This window comes from Enterobacter cloacae complex sp. P16RS2 (genome assembly GCF_014982155.1).
GTDB classification, from domain to species: Bacteria; Pseudomonadota; Gammaproteobacteria; order Enterobacterales; family Enterobacteriaceae; genus Enterobacter; species Enterobacter cloacae_M.
Genome location: NZ_JADCKW010000010.1, coordinates 1 through 21,489, shown reverse-complemented (window position 1 = coordinate 21,489; position 21,489 = coordinate 1). Strand labels below are relative to the sequence as shown.

Genomic DNA, 21,489 nt, shown 5'->3' with positions numbered 1-21,489 from the left:
TGTCGTCGTTCGGCCGATGTAGCCGCAGAACCACGACACTTTATTCCACATATTGAGATTTACCAATATCTAGATTTATAAAAATTATGATCGGATGAGCGGAACGGGGGGGTTGCCTGATGGCTCACAGAATCGGCATCATGAACCTAAATGGTTCTGATAATGTTATCGGAGATCCTGAACGGGAACGGTATGCGTCACGATTTTAATGACTATGTTGCATTCATGGCAGTAGCACAGGAGTGCAGTTTTTCACGGGCTGCTGTCCGCCTCGGGATCTCGGCATCCACGCTTTCACACACGATACGTCGTCTCGAGGAGCGCGTTGGCATGCCGTTACTTATGCGTACAACCAGGCGGGTGGCTGTCACCGAAGCCGGTAAACAATTATTACTGACGCTTGAACCCGGTCTTGCGCGCATTGAAGCGGGCGTGACAGCTCTTCAGAGACTGCGCCATACACCGGCTGGGCTGGTCAGACTTACGGTATCAGATCACATGATTCATGAATGTCTCTGGCCACGATTGTCACCGTTACTAAAAAAATATTCGGATATCAAGGTGGAAATGTCGCAGCAGAACGGTTTTGTCGACATTGTTGAGGGCAATTTTGATGCCGGAGTCCGAATTGGTGATGACATATTAAAGGATATGGTGGCCGTCCGAATCGCACCGGACATACGGTTTGTCGTCATTGGATCGTCCACCTATCTTGCAGAAAGAGGTCTGCCGCTACATCCCTCTCAGCTGGAAAAACATGACTGCATCAATATACGTCTGTCACCCACAGGCCCGCTGTATGGCTGGGAATTTGTCAGGCAGGGGGAGATTGTGAAAAAAGTGGACGGGCAGCTTACTTTTTCAAGCATTTATCCAATGCTTCAGGCAGTAAAAGATGGCTACGGCCTGGCCTACCTGCCGGAGTCTTCTGCCCTGGCGGGGATTGAGGCGGGACACTATTGTCGGGTGCTTGAGGACTGGTCAGAGGCTTTTCCCGCCGACATGATAATTCCAATAATGTCCATTACAGGCTCCGGTAAAGATAATACCGACACCTTACATGAGAAAGGCAAAAGCAATATAACCTGCTGTGCTCCGGATTTTAAGAATGAGCGGTTTACGTAGCAGGATGAGCAGTTCGAACCAGAAATTTCGTTACTATTGCTAAAGTAAAACCTGATGACCTCTAATCGTAACGGAGACCAATATGACTTCACAACTGAACTGGCAGGCCCCGGCTATCAATCGCAAAAAAGTAGGTGACATGACTGTGACCATGCTGAGTGATGGCTATCTGGACGTATCTTTTGAGCTGCTGTCTGGTATTGACGGCTCACGTGCCGAGGATTTACTGCAGAAGCGCGGTGTGCCAGCAGTACCCCGTATTAATATCAACGTCTACGTTATCCAGACGCCTGAGCGAACCATCCTGATTGACAGTGGTGCCGGAGGTATCAATGGCTGGGGCGGTCGGCTTCAGGTAGCCCTGGCCGCGGCAGGCATTGACCCGCTTCAGATTGATACCCTTCTCCTGACTCACGCGCATCCTGACCATATCGGCGGGCTTGCAGGCCCCCTGCAGACTCCCGTTTTCCGCAATGTTCAGCAGTTGTTTGTGCATGAGAAAGAACTCGCTTTCTGGCGTGATGAAACCATTTCCGCTGGCGCGCCTGACGCATTCAAGCCGTTCTTTGAAGTAGCAAGGAACGCCTTCAGCGCTTATGACGACAAACTGGTGCCATTCCGCGAGGAAGCGATTTTACCAGGTATTCAGACTGTACCGCTGTTCGGCCATACACCAGGACATACCGGTTATCTGCTGGGTGATGAAAAAGAGTCGCTGCTCATCTGGGGTGATATTGTTCACTTCCCGCACATTCAGGTTGCTCAGCCTGACGTTACTATCGCGTTCGACAGCGATCCTGCGGCGGCGGCGGCCATCCGTAGCAAAGTGCTTGACCGCGCAGCGAGCGATAACCTGGCTGTCAGTGGTATGCACTTCAACCTGCCTACTACCGGTAAGGTTATCCGTGAAGGTAACAGCTTCGCACTGAATTACGACCTGTGGTCACCCGCAGTCTGATCACCTTCCTTCCCGGTGCACACAATAGTGACCGGGAAGATCCCCTTTCATATCGCCCGACAAGAACCCACCTGCAATACTATGAATATCACTGCCTCACAAAAAAATGGCTCATTACTCTTGCGCCCTGGCTTTTTGTATTCCTCTGGAGTCAGGGTTTGTCGCAGCCAAATTTACCGTGCAGTACAGCGCGCCGTTTCATCTTTTATTCCTGCGTGGCGCATTTTCCTGTCTGGTCCTTCTGCTGCTTACACTGGGGTTCAGGGCCCGTTTTCCGTCCGGCAGAGGAATGGTTCGCAACCTGATTGTCGGACTTTTCCTGCAGAGCTTCTTTCTGGGCGGATGCTTTTATGCCATCCATCGTGGCATGCCGTCAGGCATTGTGGCGCTCATCACCGGCCTGCAGCCGGTACTGACTGCAATACTGGTTTCACTCATGCACCGTCAGTCCCTGCATCCCCGGAAATGGCTGGGTATTGCGATTGGCTTTGCGGGCGTTTTCCTGGTGCTCTCGCCAGGCCAGCATAGTTTTGCACTGGATCCTGTGGCTTTTGGGTCGGTCATGCTGGGGTTATTTGGCGTAACGATCGGAGCGCTTTATCAGCGCCGTGCTCAGGGAGATGGACATATCTTTGCGAACACGTTTTTACAGTACGTCACTTTGACAATATCGATGGGTGCAATTAGCCTGATGTTCGAATCTGCTCCGACGCAGTGGAGCTTATCATTTGCGCTGGGTCTGGGCTGGCTGGTTATTGGCGTATCGGTTCTGGCGATTATGTTGCTGATTTTTATGATACGAAGCGGTGAAGCAACCAAAGTCGCTACTTACTTTTACCTGGTTCCCATTCTCACGGCAGCTGAAGCGTGGTTGCTGTTTGGAGAGGCCATTACATTGCCCATGCTTGTGGGTATGGCAATAACTATAATCGGCCTGATTTTTGTCATCCGGGAATAGACAACCGCACGCGTCGCTGTATGCTTTTGTATATGGCGACGTATAATAGCGGTCAAAGTCAAATTCCGGATGAATATGCAAACAGTCAGCTTTTCCGATTCTCCCGTTGATGATCTCCTCGCTGAGCTTCTTACCCTGGCACGCTCCCGTTTTCCACTTCCCTGCGATTGCCTTCGCGCAGAACAGACGCATCAGGTAAAGAAGTTCGAGGTGGAAGGTGCGACCCTTTCCTTCCCGCTGGAAGGAGAATTCCGGTATCGTGAAAATGAGAAATGGCACCGGGTGATCCCGGGCGAGATTATGGTCGTCCCGAATGCCCGTAGCATCGATATAGAATATGCCCCTTCAGAACAAAGTGGTGAGTTTGTTGCCCTGAGCGTGGTGCTCGCGGAGGAACAGCTTGAAGCAGCCAGGCTGTTACTTGCCGCACCACCACCACAGGACACCGGCAGCATCGCAGCCATTTCCGTATCAGCTCTTCTTTCACCCCTTAACCGCTGGACAGCCGCAATGCGGGAAGGGAAGCGTCCGCTTTCCCTGCACGCCATGGTTGAAGTGGTGCTCTGGCTTTATGGCATGGGATACCATGCTTTGCTGCGAGCCCGGCAGCCAAGTCTGGCCATGAAAATCCGTCAGATGGTAGCGGACAAACCGGCTCATCCCTGGAGTGCTGCTGAAATTGAAGATCTGACGGGACTCAGTGGCCCCACGCTTCGGCGCCACCTGGCCAGTGAGTCAACCAGCTTACGCTCAGTTATCGCCGATGCACGTATCGCGGAGGCTCTCCGCCTGCTGATGACATCGACGCTGCCGGTAAAAACGGTCGCGGGGCGGGTGGGTTACAATTCACTATCGAGCTTCAGCAAGCAGTTTTCTGAACGCTATGGAATCGAACCTTCAGGGTTCCGCTGACTTCAGTTCGTTCAAGGTACACATTGCGTCCCTCGCACTTCAGTAACTTGCGTGGATCTTTCGAATATAACGGAAGATATTGGCCGGCATTGCGTGTAACCGGTTCAGGAGTTCTCATCGTGACGGGAGAGCTAAATCGGTACGGCTGTTGTTCTCAGCTATAAGAACAACTGAGTATCTGACCAGCTGTCTGGTGCTGGCAGCAGCATGCAGTGCAATCGGTCAGGCTCAAAGGAACTGACCTGATGTCAGGTTATAATTTCGGACACATCATAACCCCAGAAGGAGACAACTGTGGTTCATGTTTTCATTATCGGTGGTGCAGGCAAAATCGGCCAGCGTCTGTGCAGGATCCTTTCAGGTAGGGGGCATGCTGTTCGTGCCCTCTACCGTAAGCCAGAGCAGCAGGCATTGCTAGGCGAGCTGGGTGCTGAGCCCGTCAGTGGGAGCCTGACAGAGCTGGATGCAGCTGCGCTGGCGATGCACTTTGCAGGTAGTGATACAGTGGTGTTTACTGCCGGTGCCGGCGGTAAGGGGGGACAGGAGATGACCAATGCGGTCGACGGCGAAGGGCTGAAAAAGTCGGTAGCTGCCGCCCTCAGTGCCGGTGTGTCTCGCTTTCTGCTCGTTTCTGCATTCCCGGAGTCCGCACGGGGAGAAACCACTTCTGAATCATTCGAAAATTATATGCGTGTTAAAAAAATGGCCGATGTGGAACTAGCACAAAGCGAGCTTGACTGGGTGATCCTGCGCCCCGGCGCGCTGCAGGATAAGACTGGTACGGGTTATGTACGTGCCGGCCTGGCCATCCCGTATGGTAACGTGCCCCGTGATGACGTGGCGGCTACGCTGGCTGAACTCATTGAGCAACCTGCCGTCAGCCGCGTCATCATTGAGCTGACGTCTGGCGATGCTCCTGTCCGTGAAGCCATACAGAAGCTGGCGGGCCGATAAAAGGCAGCGCACGTACCAGCAGGCTGCAGGCCCCCAGGCGTTTACAATAAACTTTCCAGCCAGTCGGTAAACGCCCGTACTTTTCGGGAGAGATGGCGGTGCGGATACAGAAGTTACAGTTTGCGATTCGGGGACGTATTATCTGGCAGAACCTCTACCAACAGCCCGCGATCGAGATAAGGCTGCAAAAAAATATTCATGCCCTGTAGTATTCCCAGCCCCGCCAGGCCTGCTGCAATGTAGGCTTCTGAGTTATCCACGACAAGCCTGCCTGGAAGTTCAATTTCGGTGGAGCCCTCTGACGTCCCGAATGTCCAGGGCATAACTTGTCTGTTGCTGCTGTTAATCCAGTTGACGGCCTGATGCTGCTGCAACTCGTCCATTGTTTCCGGGGTGCCGTGTTGATCAAGATACGCAGGACTGGCGCAGGTCGTCATTTTAACGGTTCCCACCTCCTTTGCGATATAGTCGCCATCGTCCAGCTCCCCCACCCTCAGTATGCAGTCCAGGCCATCATGCAGCATATTCCGTCGGCGGTCTGAGCTGCTCAGGATAATTTCAATTCCGGGATGCTGGCGATAAAAATCAGGCAGGTTGGGTATAACAAGTAAAGCCGCAAACGCGACAGGCATATCTATGAGCGAATAGCGGGCGTCAAAATGATAGCGACAGGAAAGTTCTGCCATATTAAACATAACAACCCTTGGGCGCACCGCCGCAGGCGCCCTCAGCACGTTTCTGCGGCCTCCCGCCTGTTTCCGGCACCTTTCAAACGCCCCTGATGATTTCTGCGCGTCTGCATGGCTATGCAGTGAGATCTGCTCTCCACCGATTAGTGCATGCAGATTTTGGAAACGTCCAATTCTGGCACGAAGCGGTCACCCCGGCGGGGTGCAGTCCGCTGTCAGCGAAAACGGACATTGAGCCAATCAAATAATCTGTGCCAGAATTTGTCATTGAGGCTAGTACTTTCGAGTAGATCTATTTCCCGCCCGTACTCTTAAACTCATCTATCTCATCCTTCTACGACTTATTACCGGGAATATAAAACCCCGCCGAAGCGGGTTTGGTAATTTGAGTTTTTCTCAGGCGGCCATCTTTCTGCATTGTTCGGCGCAGTGATGACAAGCGCTTGAGCAATCCTGACAATGGTCATGTTCATGCTTTCCACACTCGTCACCGCACTTCTGACAAACATCAGCGCAAAGACGGCAAAGATCCTGGGCAGACCCGCTATTTAGTGTCATGAATTGAGCTGCAAGACGGCAGATATTTGCACACTGCATATCCAGTTTTATGCACTCGCGCATCATCTCCAGATTCTCTTCGTCGAGACACGAAGCCGCACAGTTATCACATGCCGTTGCACATAGATAACAGGCTTCGATGCATTTTTTGTATTCGTCTAACATAATTTCTCCTTAGCTAAGGTTACGTATTAAGCATGGAAGAGATAACTGATTATTCAAATTTTGAATTAGTTAATTACCTTTTCAGCATTTCATATCATTGATTCAAAGTGCATCTCTAGGGTTACCTAATTCACCTATGTCTACTTCTGGCACAATGCAGAAATGAGATAGATTTACTTTATCCGCTTCTCGCTCAAAGCTGTCCGTAATCCCTTGCCTGCTTAAAAAAACCGGATTAACGTGTGATGTTTTTACGTTTTCCAGGCAGCCTTCATCGGTAAGTACCTGTCTTACAGACTTCAATGCACTTAGTTAAGAAACATCCTAATCGTCCTTTCGCCGATCGCGAGATCTGTTATGGCAGCTAAACTCGATTGATACCCCAATCCGCGGGGCAGCATTTCCTTTCCGCACGCAAGAAGGAGAAGATCATGAAAGCAGTAATTTACAACGGTCCTTATGATGTAAAAGTAAAAGACGTACCGGATGCGAAAATTGTCCGCCCCACGGATGTACTCGTCCGCATCACCACCACCAACATTTGTGGGTCGGACTTGCACATGTATGAGGGCCGGACCAGCTTTGAACAGGGACGGATTCTGGGTCACGAAAACCTGGGTGAAGTGGTCGAAATTGGCTCAGGCGTTGAACGTATTAAGGTGGGCGACTATGTTTGTCTGCCGTTTAACGTGGGATGTGGTTTTTGCGAAAACTGTGAAAAAGGTCTGACCGGCTTTTGTCTCACTACCAATCCGGGTACGGCAGGCGCAGCTTATGGTTTTGCTGAAATGGGTCCCTGGGAGGGAGGTCAGGCGGAACTGCTTCGGGTGCCATTTGCCGACTTTAACTGCCTTGTTCTTCCCCCTGATGCGGCAGAAAAAGAAGATGATTATGTGATGCTCTCTGACATTTTTCCTACCGGCTGGCATGCAACAGAACTTGCCGGATTGAAGCCTGGTGAAAGCGTGGCCATTTATGGCGCGGGGCCGGTCGGTTTGATGGCAGCTCATTCGGCGATCATTAAAGGTGCTTCACAGGTGTTTGTGGTTGATACGCACACAGACCGGTTGGCTCTGGCTGAAAAAATGGGGGCGACGGGCATCAATGCTACTGGCGATGAAGCTGTACAAAAAATTCTCGACCTGACGGATGGACGCGGTACGGATTGTGGCTGCGAATGTGTTGGCTATCAGTGCTGTAACAAACATGGCCATGAAGATAACTCTGTTACCATGAACAGTCTTGTTGCGTCGACGAAAGCAACCGGGGGAATTGGTGTGGTTGGCGTCTTTATTCCTCAGGATCCGGGGGCTGAATCGGAGCTTGCCAGAGAGGGTAAGATGCCATTTGATTTTGGGAGTTTCTGGTTTAAAGGACAGGCAATCCGTACCGGCCAGGCGAACGTTAAGGCCTATAACCGTCAGCTGTCTCGCCTCATCCATCACGATAAAGCCAGTCCGGGCAAAATAATTTCTCATCGTCTTTCGCTTGAAGAGGCTCCTGCCGGATATAAGCACTTCGATGAGCGGGATGAAGGATGGACGAAGGTTATCCTTAAGCCTTAAATAGAGTTATCCGGTATGAGAAAGCAAAAACCGGGAAAGAATGTATGACTTTTGACAGGGTGCAATAAAATATCCTGTCAGGGCGTTATTATTCATACTTTCAGCTGCCAGGCGCTTCCATATCCAGACTTGTTCCCTGATTTTGCCGACGAGATAGCAAAATTAATACATTCAGGAGGAGGCATCTGCGGTTGATCTGTTCCGTATTTATTAACGCCCTGTGCTGTAAGTATTGTCTGCCTCTACCACATAGCAGACATGTGCGCAGGAACGGTCCGCTATGAGCGAAAAGCGGACTTCCGGTCCTTGCGCAAACTCCCGTTCCGAGAAGTTGCAGTTCACAAATCACCTGTTAAAGAAGGTATGGTAGCCCACAGCATTAATTTTGCTTCCATCTTCAGTCAGACTGGCCGGTACCGGCTTCCGATAAGTTTCGTCGGCTGAGGCCCGCTAAAGTAGAGAGGTCAAAAAATAACCTTGACGTACAATAATTTTCGATATCCAAACTGACCCCTAATTAGGTGGACACCTGATGACTGACTTAAAATTTCTATCACGCCAGCGTTACACATCCGCAGTCGCATCTTGCGGGGTTCAGCGGGGTGTTGCAGGCGGACGTGCACGTGCGGACGCCCTCTGACACCACGACCGAAGCGCTGTGCCGTATCGGCGAGCTGTATGGCATCGAGGCGGGCATCCGGGGCAAAAGCGCGGCGGAACGGCTGGCCATTCGGCAGGAAAAAGCGGTACCGCTGCTGACCGCGCTGGAGGGCTGGCTGCGTGAAAAGCAGAAAACGCTGTCACGGCACTCGGAGCTGTCGAAGGCGTTCGCGTACGCGCTGAACCAGTGGGATGCGCTGAAATTATACCTGCGGGAGATTACTGATACAGAACACGCCGGGAATGTGCCGCCATTGACGCAATGACGACACAGCCCTTTTTAACCGTTCCGTGAGAGTTCCCTGGCAATATACTGTGCGGTACGGCTTTCTTTGACCTGCGATACCTGTTCGGGAGTTCCTGCGGCAACCAGGCGTCCTCCCTCATGTCCCGCTCCAGGACCGATGTCGATAACCTGGTCTGCCTGAGTAACCGCCCGCATATCGTGTTCAATCATTATCACCGTATTTTCTGCATCAACAAGCCGCTGCAGCTGCACAAGGAGGCGGTCGGCGTCTGAAGCATGCAGGCCGGTTGTCGGTTCATCTAGGATATACAACGTGTGGCCACGTTGGCTACGTTGTAGTTCGGTTGCCAGCTTGATCCTTTGCGCCTCCCCTCCGGATAACTCGGTTGCTGGTTGTCCCAGACGCAGGTAGCCCAGACCAATTTCACTCAGCAGACGGAGGGGACGAGCCACTGGTTCTTCAGTCGCAAAGAACTGACTGGCTTCATCCACCGTCATATGCAGGACCTCCGCGATATTTTTGTCCTGCCAGCAGATCCTGAGAGTATCCCGGTTATACCGCGCGCCATGGCAGGTCGGGCACGGTGCATACACGCTCGGCATAAACAACAGCTCCACGCTGACGAATCCTTCACCTTCACAGGTTGCACAGCGGCCTTTTGCCACATTGAAAGAGAATTGACCCGCATCGTAATGATGGAGTTTGGCGTCAGTCGTTCCGGCAAAGAGCTTACGAACAGGATCAAACAACCCGGTATATGTCGCCAGGTTTGAACGGGGGGTCCTGCCTATCGGTTTCTGGTCAACCTGAACCAGACGCTTTACCAGTCCGGTATCACCGGTCAGGGTACCGTACGTTTTCTCCGTTACGGATGGCCCCTCAGCGTCGCTGGCTTCGGAAAGCACGTCTTCTGGCTCACCGCCAAGTGAAGAAAGCACCAGTTCCGGTAAGGCCTGGGCAATCAGACTGGATTTACCGGAGCCAGAGACTCCCGTCACGGCTGTCAGCACACCCAGAGGAATATCAACATCGATCCACTTAAGATTGTGGCGATGGATCCCCTGCAGTTTCAGCCACCCGGATGGGATACGGGCAAAAGATTGTGGTGGCCGGACTTCATCAAATAAATAACGCGCGGTACGAGATTGGGTGACGGCTTTCAGATCTTCAGGAATACCACTGTAGAGAACATGTCCTCCCTGTTCACCAGCCGACGGTCCCACATCAACAAGCCATTGCGCCCGTCGCATCAGGTTAAGATCATGTTCAACGACAAACACCGAGTTGCCGGCATCACGAAGGTTCTCAAGCGCATCGTAAAGCGCTTTACTGTCTGAGGGGTGCAGACCCGCAGACGGTTCATCAAGAACATAGACCACACCAAACAGCATCGAACTGAGTTGCGTGGCAAGACGCAGTCGCTGAAGCTCTCCTGCAGATAGAGTTGGGGTTGCTCTGTCCAGCGTAAGATAACCCAGCCCCAGCTTCTGCAACTGATACAACCGGGCCATGACACCACCGGTCAGCCGTTGTGCCGCCAGTCGTTTCTCTTCCGATAACGCCGATGTCCGGCAGACATCGGCGTTATCGGAATGGACCGCTTTTCCGGATGCAGCACGCTCTGTCAGATCCCGACGGGTGATATCCCTGTCGGCATCTGCGCCGGCGTGGTGGGCACTGAAATCCCCCCGGGAGATTGGAAGGAGCAATTCCGCCAGCTGGTCTAAGGGCATCTGCATAAATTCACCAATGTCCACACCGGCAAAGGTGACGGACAATGATTCTGACTTCAGTCTTTTCCCGTGACAGACCGGACACAGCTTGCCTTCCATAAAACGGGAGACTCGTTTTCTCATCAACGCGCTTTGCGTGCTGGCGAAGGTATGTAGCACATAACGACGTGCCCCGGTGAAGGTCCCCATATAACCCGGCGTCATTTTTTTCCTGACGGCTTCGCGCGTATCTTCCGGACTCAGTCCCGGGAAAACCGGTACAGTGGGGGTGTCTTCGGTAAAAAGGATCCACTGACGGTCTTCCGCTGGCAGATTTTTCCAGGGAGTGTCGATGTCATACCCCAGCGTCACCAGAATATCCCGCAGATTCTGTCCGTGCCAGGCCGGGGGCCAGGAAGCAATAGCCTTTTCACGGATACTAAGTGAGGGATCGGGCACCATCAGTGTTTCAGTTACCTCATAGATATGGCCCAGACCATGGCAAGAAGGGCATGCCCCCTGCGGCGTGTTGGGAGAAAAATCCTCGGCATACAGCATCGGTTGTCCGGCAGGATAAGCGCCCGCCCGTGAGTACATCATTCGCACCAGACTGGATAAGGTGGTCACGCTGCCGACAGAGGAGCGCGCGTTACTGGCACCGCGTTGTTGCTGAAGCGCAACGGCTGGCGGCAGTCCGTCAATGGCATCCACATCCGGAACCCCGACCTGATCAATGAGGCGACGAGCGTAGGGGGCAACCGATTCAAAGTAGCGCCGTTGCGCCTCAGCATAAATGGTGCCAAAGGCCAGTGAAGACTTACCCGAGCCTGACACACCCGAAAAAACAACCAATGCGTTGCGCGGAATGGAAACATCCACCTCTTTAAGGTTGTTCTCGCGAGCACCGCGAATCACAACTGAATTGTTGTCGTCAGTCAGGATGGGATGATAACCGAAAAGTTTCTTTGCCATAGAATTTCCTGTGCTAGGTGTGTCCGCTCTTAATAAGGCCACCTCTTGTGACGGTATCTGGTGTGCCGGACCGCTCGATCAGAAAGCCCGTCGAAAAAAGCGTTTGTGTGACTGGAAACAGATTGCTGAAGCTGGGCCCGGTGGTACCATGTGGGACACCGCTGAAGTTTCAGCGGTACCCTGCGGATCCGCCTTCTGTATGAGAACTGGCTGGCGGCGTACCCGGGACCGGAGATTTGGCTCCCGTGATAATGCGGGCTCCCCGGTACGCGACGCTGTGGTTCCAGACCCAGCTGATGGCGACACTCAGGCGGTTTCGGGTACCAATTAAAAAATACAGATGAATAATGCACGTGATTTCATATGTCATTTCCTTTCATTACAGTTTTAGACCCCATCAGACATCTGCCTGGCAGAGTTAACGGAGATAGGAGCGGACTATCGAAATGGTGTCGTCGATTGACCTCTTCTGCGACTCATTTCGTTTGCCCGTATCGGGGAATTCCTCCCGAAGATAGCTTTCCAGAACAACCGCCATCAGGTCGTTAACGGCTCCCTGGACTGACCCCGCCCCGGTAGACGATCCTGCCCTATAGTTTGAGTATAGGAGGAGCGTATGGGCACACCACGATTTACACCTGAATTTAAGGAAGAAGCCGTCCGTCAGATAACGGAACGCGGTTATTCCGTCGCCTAAGTATCTGAGCGTCTGGGCGTCTCTGCACACCGCCTCTACAAGTGGCTACGGGCTATCAAACCTGATAACAGCGAGCAGCATGCCCGGGATTTACTGGAAGCTAAAAGCGAGATCCTGAAACTCCGGGCGCAGCTAAAACGCACCGAAGAAGAACGGGATATCCTGAAAAAGGCCGCGCGGTACTTTGCAAAGGAGCCCGACTGAAGTACCGCTTTATCAATGAGCACCGAACTGTATGGGGTGTGATGACGATGTGTCGGGTACTGAATGTCGCCCGGGCCGGGTTCTATGCGTGGCTGCATAACCCTGTCTCGGCGCGTGATAAAGATAACCAGCGCCTGCTGATGCTTATCCGCGACTCATATTCCCTGAGCGGAGGCGTATACGGTTACCGGCGGGTTCATGGCGATCTGAACGAAATCGGGGAAACCTGTGGTAGAAACCGGGTGGGTCGGATCATGCAACTGGACCGGATTAAAGCTGTGCGCGGCTATAAAGCGCCACGTCGTATCGCTGGCAGGCCTTCAGTCGTTGCTCCTAATCTCGTGCAGCGGCAGTTCACCGTTGTCCGGGCCACCCAGGTCTGGGTCACCGATATTACTTATATCCGCACCTGGCAGGGCTGGCTGTATCTGGCGGTGGTTATCGATCTCTTCGCCCGTAATGTGGTCGGCTGGTCGATGAAACCCACTCTCTCACGCGAACTGGCGCTCGACGCGCTGATGATGGCGGTCTGGCGCCGAAAACCAGACAGCGAGGTTATCGTACATAGCGATCAGGGCAGCCAGTACGGCAGTGACGACTGGCAGCGCTTCTACCGGGCCAATAACCTGGCGCCGAGCATGAGCCGGCGTGGCAACTGCTGGGATAATGCGGTGGCCGAATCGTTCTTCAGTTCGCTGAAAAAAGAACGGATCAGAAAACGCATATATAAAACCAGGGATCTGGCCCGGGCGGATCTTCGATTACATTGAAGTCTTCTATAACCGGTCCCGGCGCCACAGCCACCTCGGCGACGTCAGTCCGGAGGCCTTCGAACAGGCCTCGTCGTGAGGACAGGATTTGTCTACAGGCGTGGGGTCAGTCCAAACTATAGGGCAGGATCGTCTACCGGGGCGGGGTCAGTCCATCAACGGCTCGGAAGTGTCTAGATTATCCGTGGCGATTCAGTTACAGTACATCTCAGGTCTGCAGGGTTCAGGCCCTGTTCAGGCCTGAAAATTAAGCACATTTTCTGAGGCTGGAAATCAACTCATGCTGACAGCCTGAGCCTGTTGGCATGGTAAGCAATGTGCTCACCAATAAAGCTGGAAATGAAATAATAGCTGTGGTCGTATCCAGTATGATATCGGAACGACGCATTGAGGTTCATCTCATTGCATACTCTCTCAAGGATTTTGGTGCGCAGTTGCTCTTCATAAAAGGCGTCACTCAGCCCCTGATCAATGAAGATTTCTGGTAATTTTTCACCCTGTAAAATGAGGCTGACTGGATCGTAGGCTTCCCACGTTTTTCTGTTTTCACCCAGGTAAGCGCTAAATGCCTGTTGCCCCCATGGCACCTGAGAAGGCGATACTATCGGGGAAAATGCTGATACGCTCACATATTCACCAGGATTTCGCAGAGCCAGCACCAGAGCACCCAGCCCTCCCATAGAATGACCGGATATAGATTTTCTTGCCGTTGCAGGAAAATGATTCATGACGACATCCGGAAGCTCTCTGAGAATATAGTCATACATCCTGTAATGAACATTCCACGGCTGTTCCGTCGCGTTCAGATAAAAACCGGCCCCCTGGCCAAGATCGTAACTGTCGGCATCCGGGACATTATTACCCCGGGGACTGGTATCCGGGACAACAACGATGACGTTATGCCGGGCTGCATAATGCTGCATACCTGATTTGGTGATGAAATTCTGCTCAGTACAGGTCAGGCCCGACAACCAGTATAGTACCGGCAGTTTTTCTGTTACTGCTTTGGGAGGAAGATACACACCGAAATTCATTTCACAATTAAGGGATTGTGAATAATGCCGGTACACGTTTTGCCAGCCGCCAGAGCTGGCATGCTGCTCAATGAGTTCCATCAGCCGTTATCTCATGGTTATTTCCCCTGACCGAAGCCAGGGGAAGTATCTTTAAATCCGGACGTCAGATAAACGTATACGCCGTGATTTTGTTACCCGCCGGATCCCGCAGGTAGGCAGCATAGGCCCCGGGAAGGTGACCACGCGGGCCAGGTTGACCTTCATCAGCTCCACCGGCGGCAAGGCCGGCAGCATGGAAAGCATCAACCTCTTCCGGGGTGGCAGCAGCGAAGCCGACAGTCACCCCGTTAGCGGAAGGTGCTTCACCGTTGCCCGGACGGGCAATGATAAATGCCGGCTTTTCGCGGCCATAGAGTACCCAGCCGTTGCCAAACGGGCCGAGGTTATTGATACCAAGCGTGCCCAGGACGACATCGTAAAATGCGGAGGATTTCTCGACATCGGCTGCGCCAATGAACACATGAGAAAAGATGCCGTCACCAGAAATTACCGGAGTTGTCATTTTCCACTTCCTTCAGTTTGAGTTGATTAAAATTCTGATGGGATCAGTAATGAATCACTGTCCGGATAGATTTGCCTTCATGCATAAGCTCGAAGGCGTCATTGATTTCATCCAGTGTCATCGTATGGGTTACAAATGGCTCAAGGTCAATATCCCCCTTCATGGCATCCTCGACCATACCGGGGAGCTGAGTGCGGCCTTTTACTCCGCCAAACGCGGAACCTTTCCATACGCGCCCGGTGACCAGCTGGAAAGGACGGGTGGAAATCTCCTGTCCGGCCCCTGCGACACCAATGACAACGGACTGCCCCCACCCACGGTGAGCACTTTCCAGCGCTGCACGCATGACGTTAACGTTACCGATACATTCAAAGGTATGGTCAATACCCCACTTGTTGATATCCAGCAGAACATCTTTAATCGGTTTGTCATAATCATTCGGGTTAATGCAGTCAGTGGCCCCGAACTGACGGGCCAGGTCAAATTTTGTCGGATTAGTATCGATAGCGATAATACGTCCCGCTTTTGCCTGACGGGCCCCCTGTACCGCAGCCAGACCAATTGCCCCCAGACCAAAAATGGCAACTGAATCGCCCGGCTGCACTTTAGCCGTGTTATGGACGGCGCCAATACCGGTAGTCACGCCACAACCCAACAGGCAGACGTGTTCATGGTTCGCCTCCGGGTTAATTTTTGCCAGAGAAACCTCGGCCACAACGGTGTATTCACTGAATGTGGAACATCCCATGTAGTGGTAAAGAGGCTGACCGTTGTATGAAAAGCGAGTGGTCCCGTCAGGCATCAGTCCTTTGCCCTGAGTCTCGCGAACCGATACACAGAGGTTCGTTTTACCGGACTGGCAGAATTCACACTCCCCGCATTCAGCGGTGTAGAGCGGAATAACATGGTCACCCGGCTTCACACTGGTGACGCCTTCACCAACTTCAACGACGATACCGGCTCCCTCGTGGCCGAGAACCACCGGGAAAACGCCCTCAGGGTCATTCCCTGAGAGGGTAAAGGCATCGGTATGGCAGACACCTGTGTGGGTGTTTTTAATCAGCACCTCGCCTTTTTTAGGCGGAGCAACATCAATTTCAACAATCTCCAGGGGCTTCCCTGGTGCAAATGCAACAGCGGCACGTGATTTCATACGTAATATATCCTCAATGTAATAATGGCCTCACCTATTTAAGATAGGCACGAACCAGCTCAATCGTATCGTCAACTGATTTACTGACTTCATGACTGTAGCTGTCATTCTGGTCAAAGGTTTCCCGTATGTGGCTCTCCAGCACCTCTGCCATCAGTCCGTTAGCGGCGCCCCGGACGGCGGCGATTTGCTGGAGAACGGAACGGCATTCAGCGCCACTTTCAAGTGCTCTTTCCAGAGCATCAATCTGACCCCGGATACGGCGAACCCGGGTTAGGACCTTTTTTTTCTCTTCAGGAGTACTGGGCATTGCTTACCTCACTGCTCTGTATTTCTTATACTATAGGGGAGTATTACATTAAGATCAACACATACCCCACTATAGTATAATAAATATATCAGAGCACCGGTAATGACTCCAACTTACTGATAGTGTTTTATGTTCAGATAATGCCCGATGACTTTGTCATGCAGCTCCACCGATTTTGAGAACGACAGTGACTTCCTGCCCAGCCTTGCCAGATGCTGCCTCAGATTCAGGTTATGCCGCTCAATGCGCTGCGTATATCGCTTGCTGATAACGTGCAGTTCTCCCTTCAGGCGTGATTCATAAAGCGGCCAGCCATCCGTCATCCATACCACGACCTCAAAGGCCGACAGCAGGCCCAGAAGACGCTCCAGCGTGACCAACGTGCGTTCACCGAATACGTGCGCCACAACCGTCCTCCGTATCCTGTCATACGCGTAAAACAACCAGCGCTGGCGTGATTTAGCGCCGACGTAACCCCACTGTTCGTCCATTTCCGCGCAAACAATGACGTCACTGCCCGGTTGTATGCGTGAGTTTACCGACTGCGGCCTGAGTTTTTTAAGTGTCGTAAAATCGTGTTGAGGCCAACGCCCATAATGCGTGCACTGGCGCGACATCCGACGCCATTCATGGCCATATCAATAATTTTCTGGTGTGTACCGGGCTGAGAGACGGTGTAAGTGAACTGTAGCTGCCATGTTTTACGGCAGTGAGAGCAGAGATAGCGCTGATGTCCGGCAGTACTTTTACCGTTACGCACCACGCCTTCAGTAGCTGAACAGGAGGGACAGCTGATAGAAACAGAAGCCACTGGAGCACCTCAAAAACACCATCATACACTAAATCAGTAAGTTGGCACCATTACCCGAATTACCAGCGTCTGCTCTTGGCACGGAGCGGACCTATTTACTGAGCCGAAGGTCCGCTCAGACTAACTCATTAAAGCCTGGTTGTTTTATCGCATCATCAGCCGTGTTCTGAAGCATTAGCTATGTATCTTCAGGGATGCTGATTTTCCCTCTGCACCAGATAAACCAGAATACAGTTTGATGTCGGTCAAAAAAGACAGCTTTAAGTGCATGAAATGAATAATGTTTCTTGAATGCTGGCAAAGCACTGGGATCGTAGTGTTGATTATTAGACGATCGGTCAATATTATTTATTGACGACTTAATGACTGAACGGTAAACGCCCGGACAAACGAGGTGAACGTGTTTAAATCTTTATTAATCAACAAAACAGATGGACGCTATAGTGCGCAACTTGCTGAAATCGCTGAAAGTGAACTACCGCAGGGGGATGTGGAGGTCAATGTTGACTATTCATCCATCAACTACAAAGACGCACTGGCCATTACGGGCCGGGGCCCAATCGTCCGACGCTTTCCCATGGTGCCCGGCATTGATTTTACCGGTACAGTGTCCGCCAGTTCACATCCCGAATATCAGGCCGGAGATAAGGTTCTCCTGACCGGCTGGGGTGTTGGGGAAAAACACTGGGGCGGACTATCCGAAAAAGCACGGGTAAATGGAGACTGGCTGACGCCGCTCCCGGCTGGCGCTAACGGCAAACACGTAATGGCAATCGGAACAGCTGGGTTTACCGCGATGCTGTGCGTAGACGCACTTCTGAATCATGGTATTAAGCCTGAAGATGGTCCGGTACTTGTTACCGGTGCCAGCGGCGGCGTCGGGAGCATTGCGGCCATGATCCTTGCATCAATGGGGTACCGCGTTACGGCGTCTACTGGACGCCCGGAAGAGGCTGCCTGGCTCTATAAAACGGTCGGTGTGGACGAGATTATTAACCGTTCCGAGCTCTCCTGTCCCGGAAAACCGTTACAGAAAGAACGCTGGGCTGCCGCCATTGATACAGTCGGTAGCCATACGCTCTGCAATGTATGCGCCGGGGTGCGTTATGGCAGTATTGTTGCAGCCTGCGGCATGGCACAGGGGATGGAACTAATGGGGAATGTGGCTCCGTTTATCCTGCGTGGCGTCACGCTGAAAGGGATTGACAGTGTCATGTTCGCGAAGGAAAAAAGAGCGGCGATCTGGCAGCAGGCGGTACAGTATTTACCGGAGTCCAGACTGGATAGCCTGACCACCGTTTATCCGCTGAGTGATGCCATCAATGTGGCCGAAAAACTTCTGAGTGGCGGAATTCGTGGCCGGGCAGTAATTCAGTGTAGCTAATGAAGTGGAAGCCAGGCTCAGCCTGGGTTTGATAATTATTATCAGGGGCTGCGGCCCCTTTTTTACTTTTCAACAGCCGTGTCCTTAGAGGGCTGATAGCGTACTGACTTTTTGAAATAGCTCCAGAAGTCGTACACAGGCTGGGTTGAGCAATAAAGTTTGGCACGCATTACGGCACCCTCCCAACTGCTCCAGAAAATGGCCGCCAGTTGCGTATTATTCATATCGGAACGGATTTCGCCCGAAGATAACGCGTCGGACAGACAGCACGCCACAAGCGCCTGCCAGCGCTCAAGTATTTCGTGGAGCTGTTTGATAAAGGACAGTGGAAGACCCGGACTCTCCTGCATCATATTGCCAACCAGACAGCCCCGGGTGAAATTGTACTTTTTAATGCCGTCGCAGGCATCGTCGATGAAATTTTCCAGACGCATCATTGGTGTGAAGGATGATTCATACAGATGTTTTTGGAGTTTATGCACAAAGAAACTGTCATAGGCGCTCAGAACAGTCTGGGCATACTCTTCTTTGCTCTTGAAATAGTAATAAAATGAGCCTTTAGGAACACTGGCATTTTTGACAATGGCATCGACTCCCGTTGAAAGAAAACCATTCTGCGTGAGCAGTTCAAGCCCGCTTCGGATCAGGTCATTACGGGTATCTGTATAGGTACTCTCTGTTTTTCGTGGCCTGCCTCGCCCACGAATTTCGCCAGTCATGACTTTGCTCCTGCATTTTATTAACGGAAAAGAATAAGTGATTTTGCGCGGAGGCTTCAATCAGTTTATCCCCGGCGGTGACGAGGTGGCCACCTATGCCGACTGGACAGGGGACTGACTATTGCCATAACGCCATCGCAGGTTGCTTCAGTAAACCTGCTAATCCCGTACAATGGCGAATTCGCTATATCCGCTTCTCGCACTTAGCTGCCATAAATCGGCCAGGCAATCACAGGTCATTTCTGTCTCGCAAAGAAGGTGCCGTTTCTGCTTTGCGTTGACACCCCTAAATATTAGAATTAAAAGGAGAGAGTTACTGGAAAAAGGCAGCGGAGGCAGTGACAATCGTGGCTTGAAGCCACTACTCGATGGATGCGGACATGTAGTTGGCGTCATTCGACAAAACTAGCAAACTTCTAATAGTCACCATTTCTCCCGTCTGGCGGGAGTGCTGTCAAATGCCCCCCTCATCTCTGTGTGGGAAATGAAGGGTGAAGGGGAAATAGATGACAGCGTTATTTCTACGCCCAGAATACTGAATACCTTGTACAGACGATCAATACTGGCGCTAGCAGGGTTTGCTTCCAGGCGGGCATAGGTTTGCTGCGTTACGGCAAGCCTCTCAGACACATCTTTTTGCGTGAAGCCCTTGATTTTGCGAAACCCGATTAGCACAGGTCTGAGCTGGTTCAGCGTTTTTATCGGGAACTGATTATTCATAAGTGACCTGCCTCGCAGACTGAGTAGGGAGTACCGCCCTGTAATACAGCAGGTAAGGTGTATTTTGTGTTATACAGACTATAGGCTGTAAAACCTTTATTGAAAAGATGCTGATGTTCCAGGGGCATGCCGAGCATGGACGATTTTCTGCGGGGCGGTATTTCGCTACGGGGGAGATTGCGTTCGGGCAATGTACCGGTGTAAAAAACGTCAATTTTTCAAAACCGCTGTTATCGGGATAAGCTGAAAACTCCGAAGGCAGACACAGCCACGAATAATGTCAGACTTAAACTCTGTAGCTGTCTTCTTTTGCCTGTAAATAACGTCTAGTTTGACTCTGATGAAGGCTGTACCAGGCAGAGAACATGTCACTCTCGGGGCCGGATGATAAAATGTGTTCAACTGGCTGGGCAGGGTAATAGCGAAGAACGTTCTCTGAAATTCGATTCAGCTCAGCGTAACGTGCGCTGTAGGTATGTATAATCCATTGCATCAATTTTGCATCCGTATTATTCGCAGATTACACACAAGAAGCTTAACAATGGCTGAAAGAGTGAGCAGGGATATGTAACAAAAACAAGGGCTTCAAGATGAACTGGATAAAACCGGAGCAGAGCAAGCCCTGTTGCGGTTTGTCAGGCTTTGGAATTTCTTCCAGGCCCCTGCAGCTAGTCACAACAAACACATTAATGTTTTCATTGCTTCAATTCAATATTATTGTGTGAAAGGGATTCCATCGAAATCGGCTTATGCATGCTTAAAACTAAACTGCCCCGGCTGCAGTCATTTGGTTGCTGTGGGCTCTGTACTGTGTCTAATAGTGAAAGAATCTTACGTTATAACGAAGGAAATTGCTGAATGACTCTACGATTGCAGACGGAATCACCCGCTGACCAGGATATGTTTAGAGGCAGCAGTCATGAAAAAGTTGCAGAGAATGTGGCTCAGATCATCAGGACACCTGATGTCAATATTATTGGTCTGGAAGGTGAGCTGGGTTCAGGTAAGTCAACAATATTGAAGTTCCTGCAGAAAAAGCTTAAAGATGATTTTACGTTCATTAACTTTGATGCAGAACGTTACCATCATGGCTCAACTAAAAAAGCGCTTATCGATGTCATCCACCACGGGGTCAGCCTACAATGTCCGGGCTCCCGGGATGTGTTGGATAAGTATAAAAATCTGGCTCTGGGTAACATCGTTGAATACGACAAGAGGGTCAGCAGCAGGCTAAGCTGGTTGACCGTCGTTTTTATTTTACTGTCATTGCTTTCCATGCAGATGCTTCGTTATGTGCTAACAGACCTTAATCAATATTTTACTAACAAGGAGTCATTATTAGGGTGGCTTTTTTATGTTGAGGTGGCCGCGTTTCTTTCTCCTGCCATTATGGTCGCAGGACTGGCATGCCTGCAGAACATGGAATGGTACAGAAAGAAAGGGTATTCGAGTATTGGTGATTTGTTCAAACGCAACAGTACTGACAGGATTGAAGAGACTTGGCTAGTTAATAAGGAGGTCGGAGCTATTGAGCTGGCTGAAGCTCTGCAGGGATTTACCTCCAAAGAGGTCATTTCCCATGGAGATCGCTTCATCCTTATCATTGATAATCTGGACCGAATCAGTGCAGACAAAGTGAAAGAGCTCTGTGAAGTGGCACACTGAAT

17 protein-coding genes and 3 pseudogenes are annotated in these 21,489 nt (G+C 51.5%); 10 read left to right on the top strand and 10 right to left on the bottom strand.

Annotated features, from left to right (window positions below):
• Nucleotides 1-192: 192 nt before the first annotated feature.
• The 5 genes from INF68_RS07135 to INF68_RS07115 all read left to right on the top strand — a co-directional run bounded on the left by INF68_RS07135 (nucleotide 193) and on the right by INF68_RS07115 (nucleotide 4,907).
• A complete protein-coding gene (locus tag INF68_RS07135) occupies nucleotides 193-1,125 on the top strand; it encodes a LysR family transcriptional regulator (RefSeq protein WP_158002126.1) in 933 nt (310 codons plus the stop codon).
• 82 nt (nucleotides 1,126-1,207) lie between these two features.
• On the top strand, nucleotides 1,208-2,083 hold the full coding sequence (locus tag INF68_RS07130) for an MBL fold metallo-hydrolase (RefSeq protein WP_017384065.1): 876 nt from the start codon (nucleotides 1,208-1,210) through the stop codon (nucleotides 2,081-2,083).
• Nucleotides 2,084-2,189: 106 nt separating this feature from the next.
• Nucleotides 2,190-3,041, top strand: a complete 852-nt coding sequence (locus INF68_RS07125) for a DMT family transporter (protein ID WP_023279882.1) — start codon at nucleotides 2,190-2,192, stop codon at nucleotides 3,039-3,041.
• Nucleotides 3,042-3,116: 75 nt separating this feature from the next.
• Complete coding sequence (locus INF68_RS07120; RefSeq protein ID WP_023279881.1) at nucleotides 3,117-3,953, top strand: helix-turn-helix transcriptional regulator; 837 nt, start codon at nucleotides 3,117-3,119, stop codon at nucleotides 3,951-3,953.
• A 294-nt stretch (nucleotides 3,954-4,247) separates the two neighbouring features.
• The gene (locus INF68_RS07115; RefSeq protein ID WP_007897903.1) at nucleotides 4,248-4,907 is read left to right on the top strand and encodes an SDR family oxidoreductase; all 660 of its coding nucleotides are present in this window, start codon (nucleotides 4,248-4,250) and stop codon (nucleotides 4,905-4,907) included.
• A 41-nt stretch (nucleotides 4,908-4,948) separates the two neighbouring features.
• On the opposite strand, the pseudogene INF68_RS07110 reads toward INF68_RS07115, so the two are convergent.
• A pseudogene (locus INF68_RS07110) lies at nucleotides 4,949-5,545 on the bottom strand (LysR substrate-binding domain-containing protein); the annotation flags it as partial.
• 447 nt (nucleotides 5,546-5,992) lie between these two features.
• Nucleotides 5,993-6,319 carry a four-helix bundle copper-binding protein gene (locus INF68_RS07105; RefSeq protein ID WP_022649401.1) on the bottom strand — a complete coding sequence of 109 codons (327 nt, stop codon included), beginning with the start codon at nucleotides 6,317-6,319 and terminating at the stop codon, nucleotides 5,993-5,995.
• A 431-nt stretch (nucleotides 6,320-6,750) separates the two neighbouring features.
• On the opposite strand from INF68_RS07105, the gene INF68_RS07100 reads away from it, so the two are divergent.
• Both INF68_RS07100 and INF68_RS07095 read left to right on the top strand, forming a co-directional pair.
• Complete coding sequence (locus INF68_RS07100) at nucleotides 6,751-7,884, top strand: glutathione-independent formaldehyde dehydrogenase (protein WP_022651297.1); 1,134 nt, start codon at nucleotides 6,751-6,753, stop codon at nucleotides 7,882-7,884.
• A gap of 569 nt (nucleotides 7,885-8,453) precedes the next feature.
• A pseudogene (locus INF68_RS07095) lies at nucleotides 8,454-8,753 on the top strand (transposase); the annotation flags it as partial.
• Between the two features lie 71 nt (nucleotides 8,754-8,824).
• On the opposite strand, the gene INF68_RS07090 reads toward INF68_RS07095, so the two are convergent.
• Nucleotides 8,825-11,476 (bottom strand): excinuclease ABC subunit UvrA, encoded by a 2,652-nt coding sequence (locus INF68_RS07090; RefSeq protein WP_012561117.1) that lies wholly within the window; start codon nucleotides 11,474-11,476, stop codon nucleotides 8,825-8,827.
• 616 nt (nucleotides 11,477-12,092) lie between these two features.
• Between INF68_RS07090 and INF68_RS07085 the strand changes: the two are divergent.
• Nucleotides 12,093-13,226 (top strand): annotated as a pseudogene (locus INF68_RS07085) (IS3 family transposase).
• Nucleotides 13,227-13,425: 199 nt separating this feature from the next.
• Here INF68_RS07085 and fghA read toward each other — a convergent pair.
• The 5 genes from fghA to INF68_RS07060 all read right to left on the bottom strand — a co-directional run bounded on the left by fghA (nucleotide 13,426) and on the right by INF68_RS07060 (nucleotide 16,999).
• Nucleotides 13,426-14,262 (bottom strand): S-formylglutathione hydrolase, encoded by an 837-nt coding sequence (gene fghA / locus INF68_RS07080; RefSeq protein WP_012561110.1) that lies wholly within the window; start codon nucleotides 14,260-14,262, stop codon nucleotides 13,426-13,428.
• Nucleotides 14,263-14,326: 64 nt separating this feature from the next.
• The gene (locus INF68_RS07075; RefSeq protein ID WP_012561111.1) at nucleotides 14,327-14,725 is read right to left on the bottom strand and encodes a VOC family protein; all 399 of its coding nucleotides are present in this window, start codon (nucleotides 14,723-14,725) and stop codon (nucleotides 14,327-14,329) included.
• A gap of 43 nt (nucleotides 14,726-14,768) precedes the next feature.
• Entirely contained in the window at nucleotides 14,769-15,878 is a 1,110-nt protein-coding gene (gene frmA / locus INF68_RS07070) for an S-(hydroxymethyl)glutathione dehydrogenase (protein ID WP_017384070.1), read from the bottom strand.
• 34 nt (nucleotides 15,879-15,912) lie between these two features.
• A complete protein-coding gene (gene frmR / locus INF68_RS07065; RefSeq protein ID WP_017384071.1) occupies nucleotides 15,913-16,188 on the bottom strand; it encodes a formaldehyde-responsive transcriptional repressor FrmR in 276 nt (91 codons plus the stop codon).
• A 113-nt stretch (nucleotides 16,189-16,301) separates the two neighbouring features.
• A protein-coding gene (locus INF68_RS07060) for an IS1 family transposase (protein ID WP_223195083.1) occupies nucleotides 16,302-16,999 on the bottom strand; the annotation gives its coding sequence in 2 pieces (ribosomal slippage) (nucleotides 16,302-16,750 and nucleotides 16,750-16,999; 699 coding nt in all).
• 400 nt (nucleotides 17,000-17,399) lie between these two features.
• On the opposite strand from INF68_RS07060, the gene INF68_RS07055 reads away from it, so the two are divergent.
• The gene (locus tag INF68_RS07055) at nucleotides 17,400-18,383 is read left to right on the top strand and encodes an MDR family oxidoreductase (protein WP_023280857.1); all 984 of its coding nucleotides are present in this window, start codon (nucleotides 17,400-17,402) and stop codon (nucleotides 18,381-18,383) included.
• 62 nt (nucleotides 18,384-18,445) lie between these two features.
• Here INF68_RS07055 and INF68_RS07050 read toward each other — a convergent pair whose 3' ends face one another.
• A complete protein-coding gene (locus tag INF68_RS07050; RefSeq protein WP_023280966.1) occupies nucleotides 18,446-19,102 on the bottom strand; it encodes a TetR/AcrR family transcriptional regulator in 657 nt (218 codons plus the stop codon).
• A gap of 423 nt (nucleotides 19,103-19,525) precedes the next feature.
• Nucleotides 19,526-19,822 (bottom strand): helix-turn-helix transcriptional regulator, encoded by a 297-nt coding sequence (locus INF68_RS07045; protein WP_023314851.1) that lies wholly within the window; start codon nucleotides 19,820-19,822, stop codon nucleotides 19,526-19,528.
• An 858-nt stretch (nucleotides 19,823-20,680) separates the two neighbouring features.
• Here INF68_RS07045 and INF68_RS07040 point away from each other — a divergent pair.
• Nucleotides 20,681-21,487, top strand: a complete 807-nt coding sequence (locus INF68_RS07040) for a P-loop NTPase fold protein (RefSeq protein WP_193525292.1) — start codon at nucleotides 20,681-20,683, stop codon at nucleotides 21,485-21,487.
• The last annotated feature ends 2 nt before the right edge of the window (nucleotides 21,488-21,489 follow it).

What these genes read in the sequence shown, in the direction of transcription:
- frmR (WP_017384071.1), bottom strand. Translation starts at nt 16,188, where the DNA reads ATGCCCAGTACTCCTGAAGAGAAAAAAAAGGTCCTAACCCGGGTTCGC.
- INF68_RS07105 (WP_022649401.1), bottom strand. Translation starts at nt 6,319, where the DNA reads ATGTTAGACGAATACAAAAAATGCATCGAAGCCTGTTATCTATGTGCA.
- INF68_RS07040 (WP_193525292.1), top strand. Translation starts at nt 20,681, where the DNA reads ATGACTCTACGATTGCAGACGGAATCACCCGCTGACCAGGATATGTTT.
- INF68_RS07050 (WP_023280966.1), bottom strand. Translation starts at nt 19,102, where the DNA reads ATGACTGGCGAAATTCGTGGGCGAGGCAGGCCACGAAAAACAGAGAGT.
- INF68_RS07135 (WP_158002126.1), top strand. Translation starts at nt 193, where the DNA reads ATGCGTCACGATTTTAATGACTATGTTGCATTCATGGCAGTAGCACAG.
- fghA (WP_012561110.1), bottom strand. Translation starts at nt 14,262, where the DNA reads ATGGAACTCATTGAGCAGCATGCCAGCTCTGGCGGCTGGCAAAACGTG.
- INF68_RS07090 (WP_012561117.1), bottom strand. Translation starts at nt 11,476, where the DNA reads ATGGCAAAGAAACTTTTCGGTTATCATCCCATCCTGACTGACGACAAC.
- INF68_RS07130 (WP_017384065.1), top strand. Translation starts at nt 1,208, where the DNA reads ATGACTTCACAACTGAACTGGCAGGCCCCGGCTATCAATCGCAAAAAA.
- INF68_RS07120 (WP_023279881.1), top strand. Translation starts at nt 3,117, where the DNA reads ATGCAAACAGTCAGCTTTTCCGATTCTCCCGTTGATGATCTCCTCGCT.
- INF68_RS07125 (WP_023279882.1), top strand. Translation starts at nt 2,190, where the DNA reads ATGGCTCATTACTCTTGCGCCCTGGCTTTTTGTATTCCTCTGGAGTCA.
- INF68_RS07045 (WP_023314851.1), bottom strand. Translation starts at nt 19,822, where the DNA reads ATGAATAATCAGTTCCCGATAAAAACGCTGAACCAGCTCAGACCTGTG.
- frmA (WP_017384070.1), bottom strand. Translation starts at nt 15,878, where the DNA reads ATGAAATCACGTGCCGCTGTTGCATTTGCACCAGGGAAGCCCCTGGAG.
- INF68_RS07100 (WP_022651297.1), top strand. Translation starts at nt 6,751, where the DNA reads ATGAAAGCAGTAATTTACAACGGTCCTTATGATGTAAAAGTAAAAGAC.
- INF68_RS07075 (WP_012561111.1), bottom strand. Translation starts at nt 14,725, where the DNA reads ATGACAACTCCGGTAATTTCTGGTGACGGCATCTTTTCTCATGTGTTC.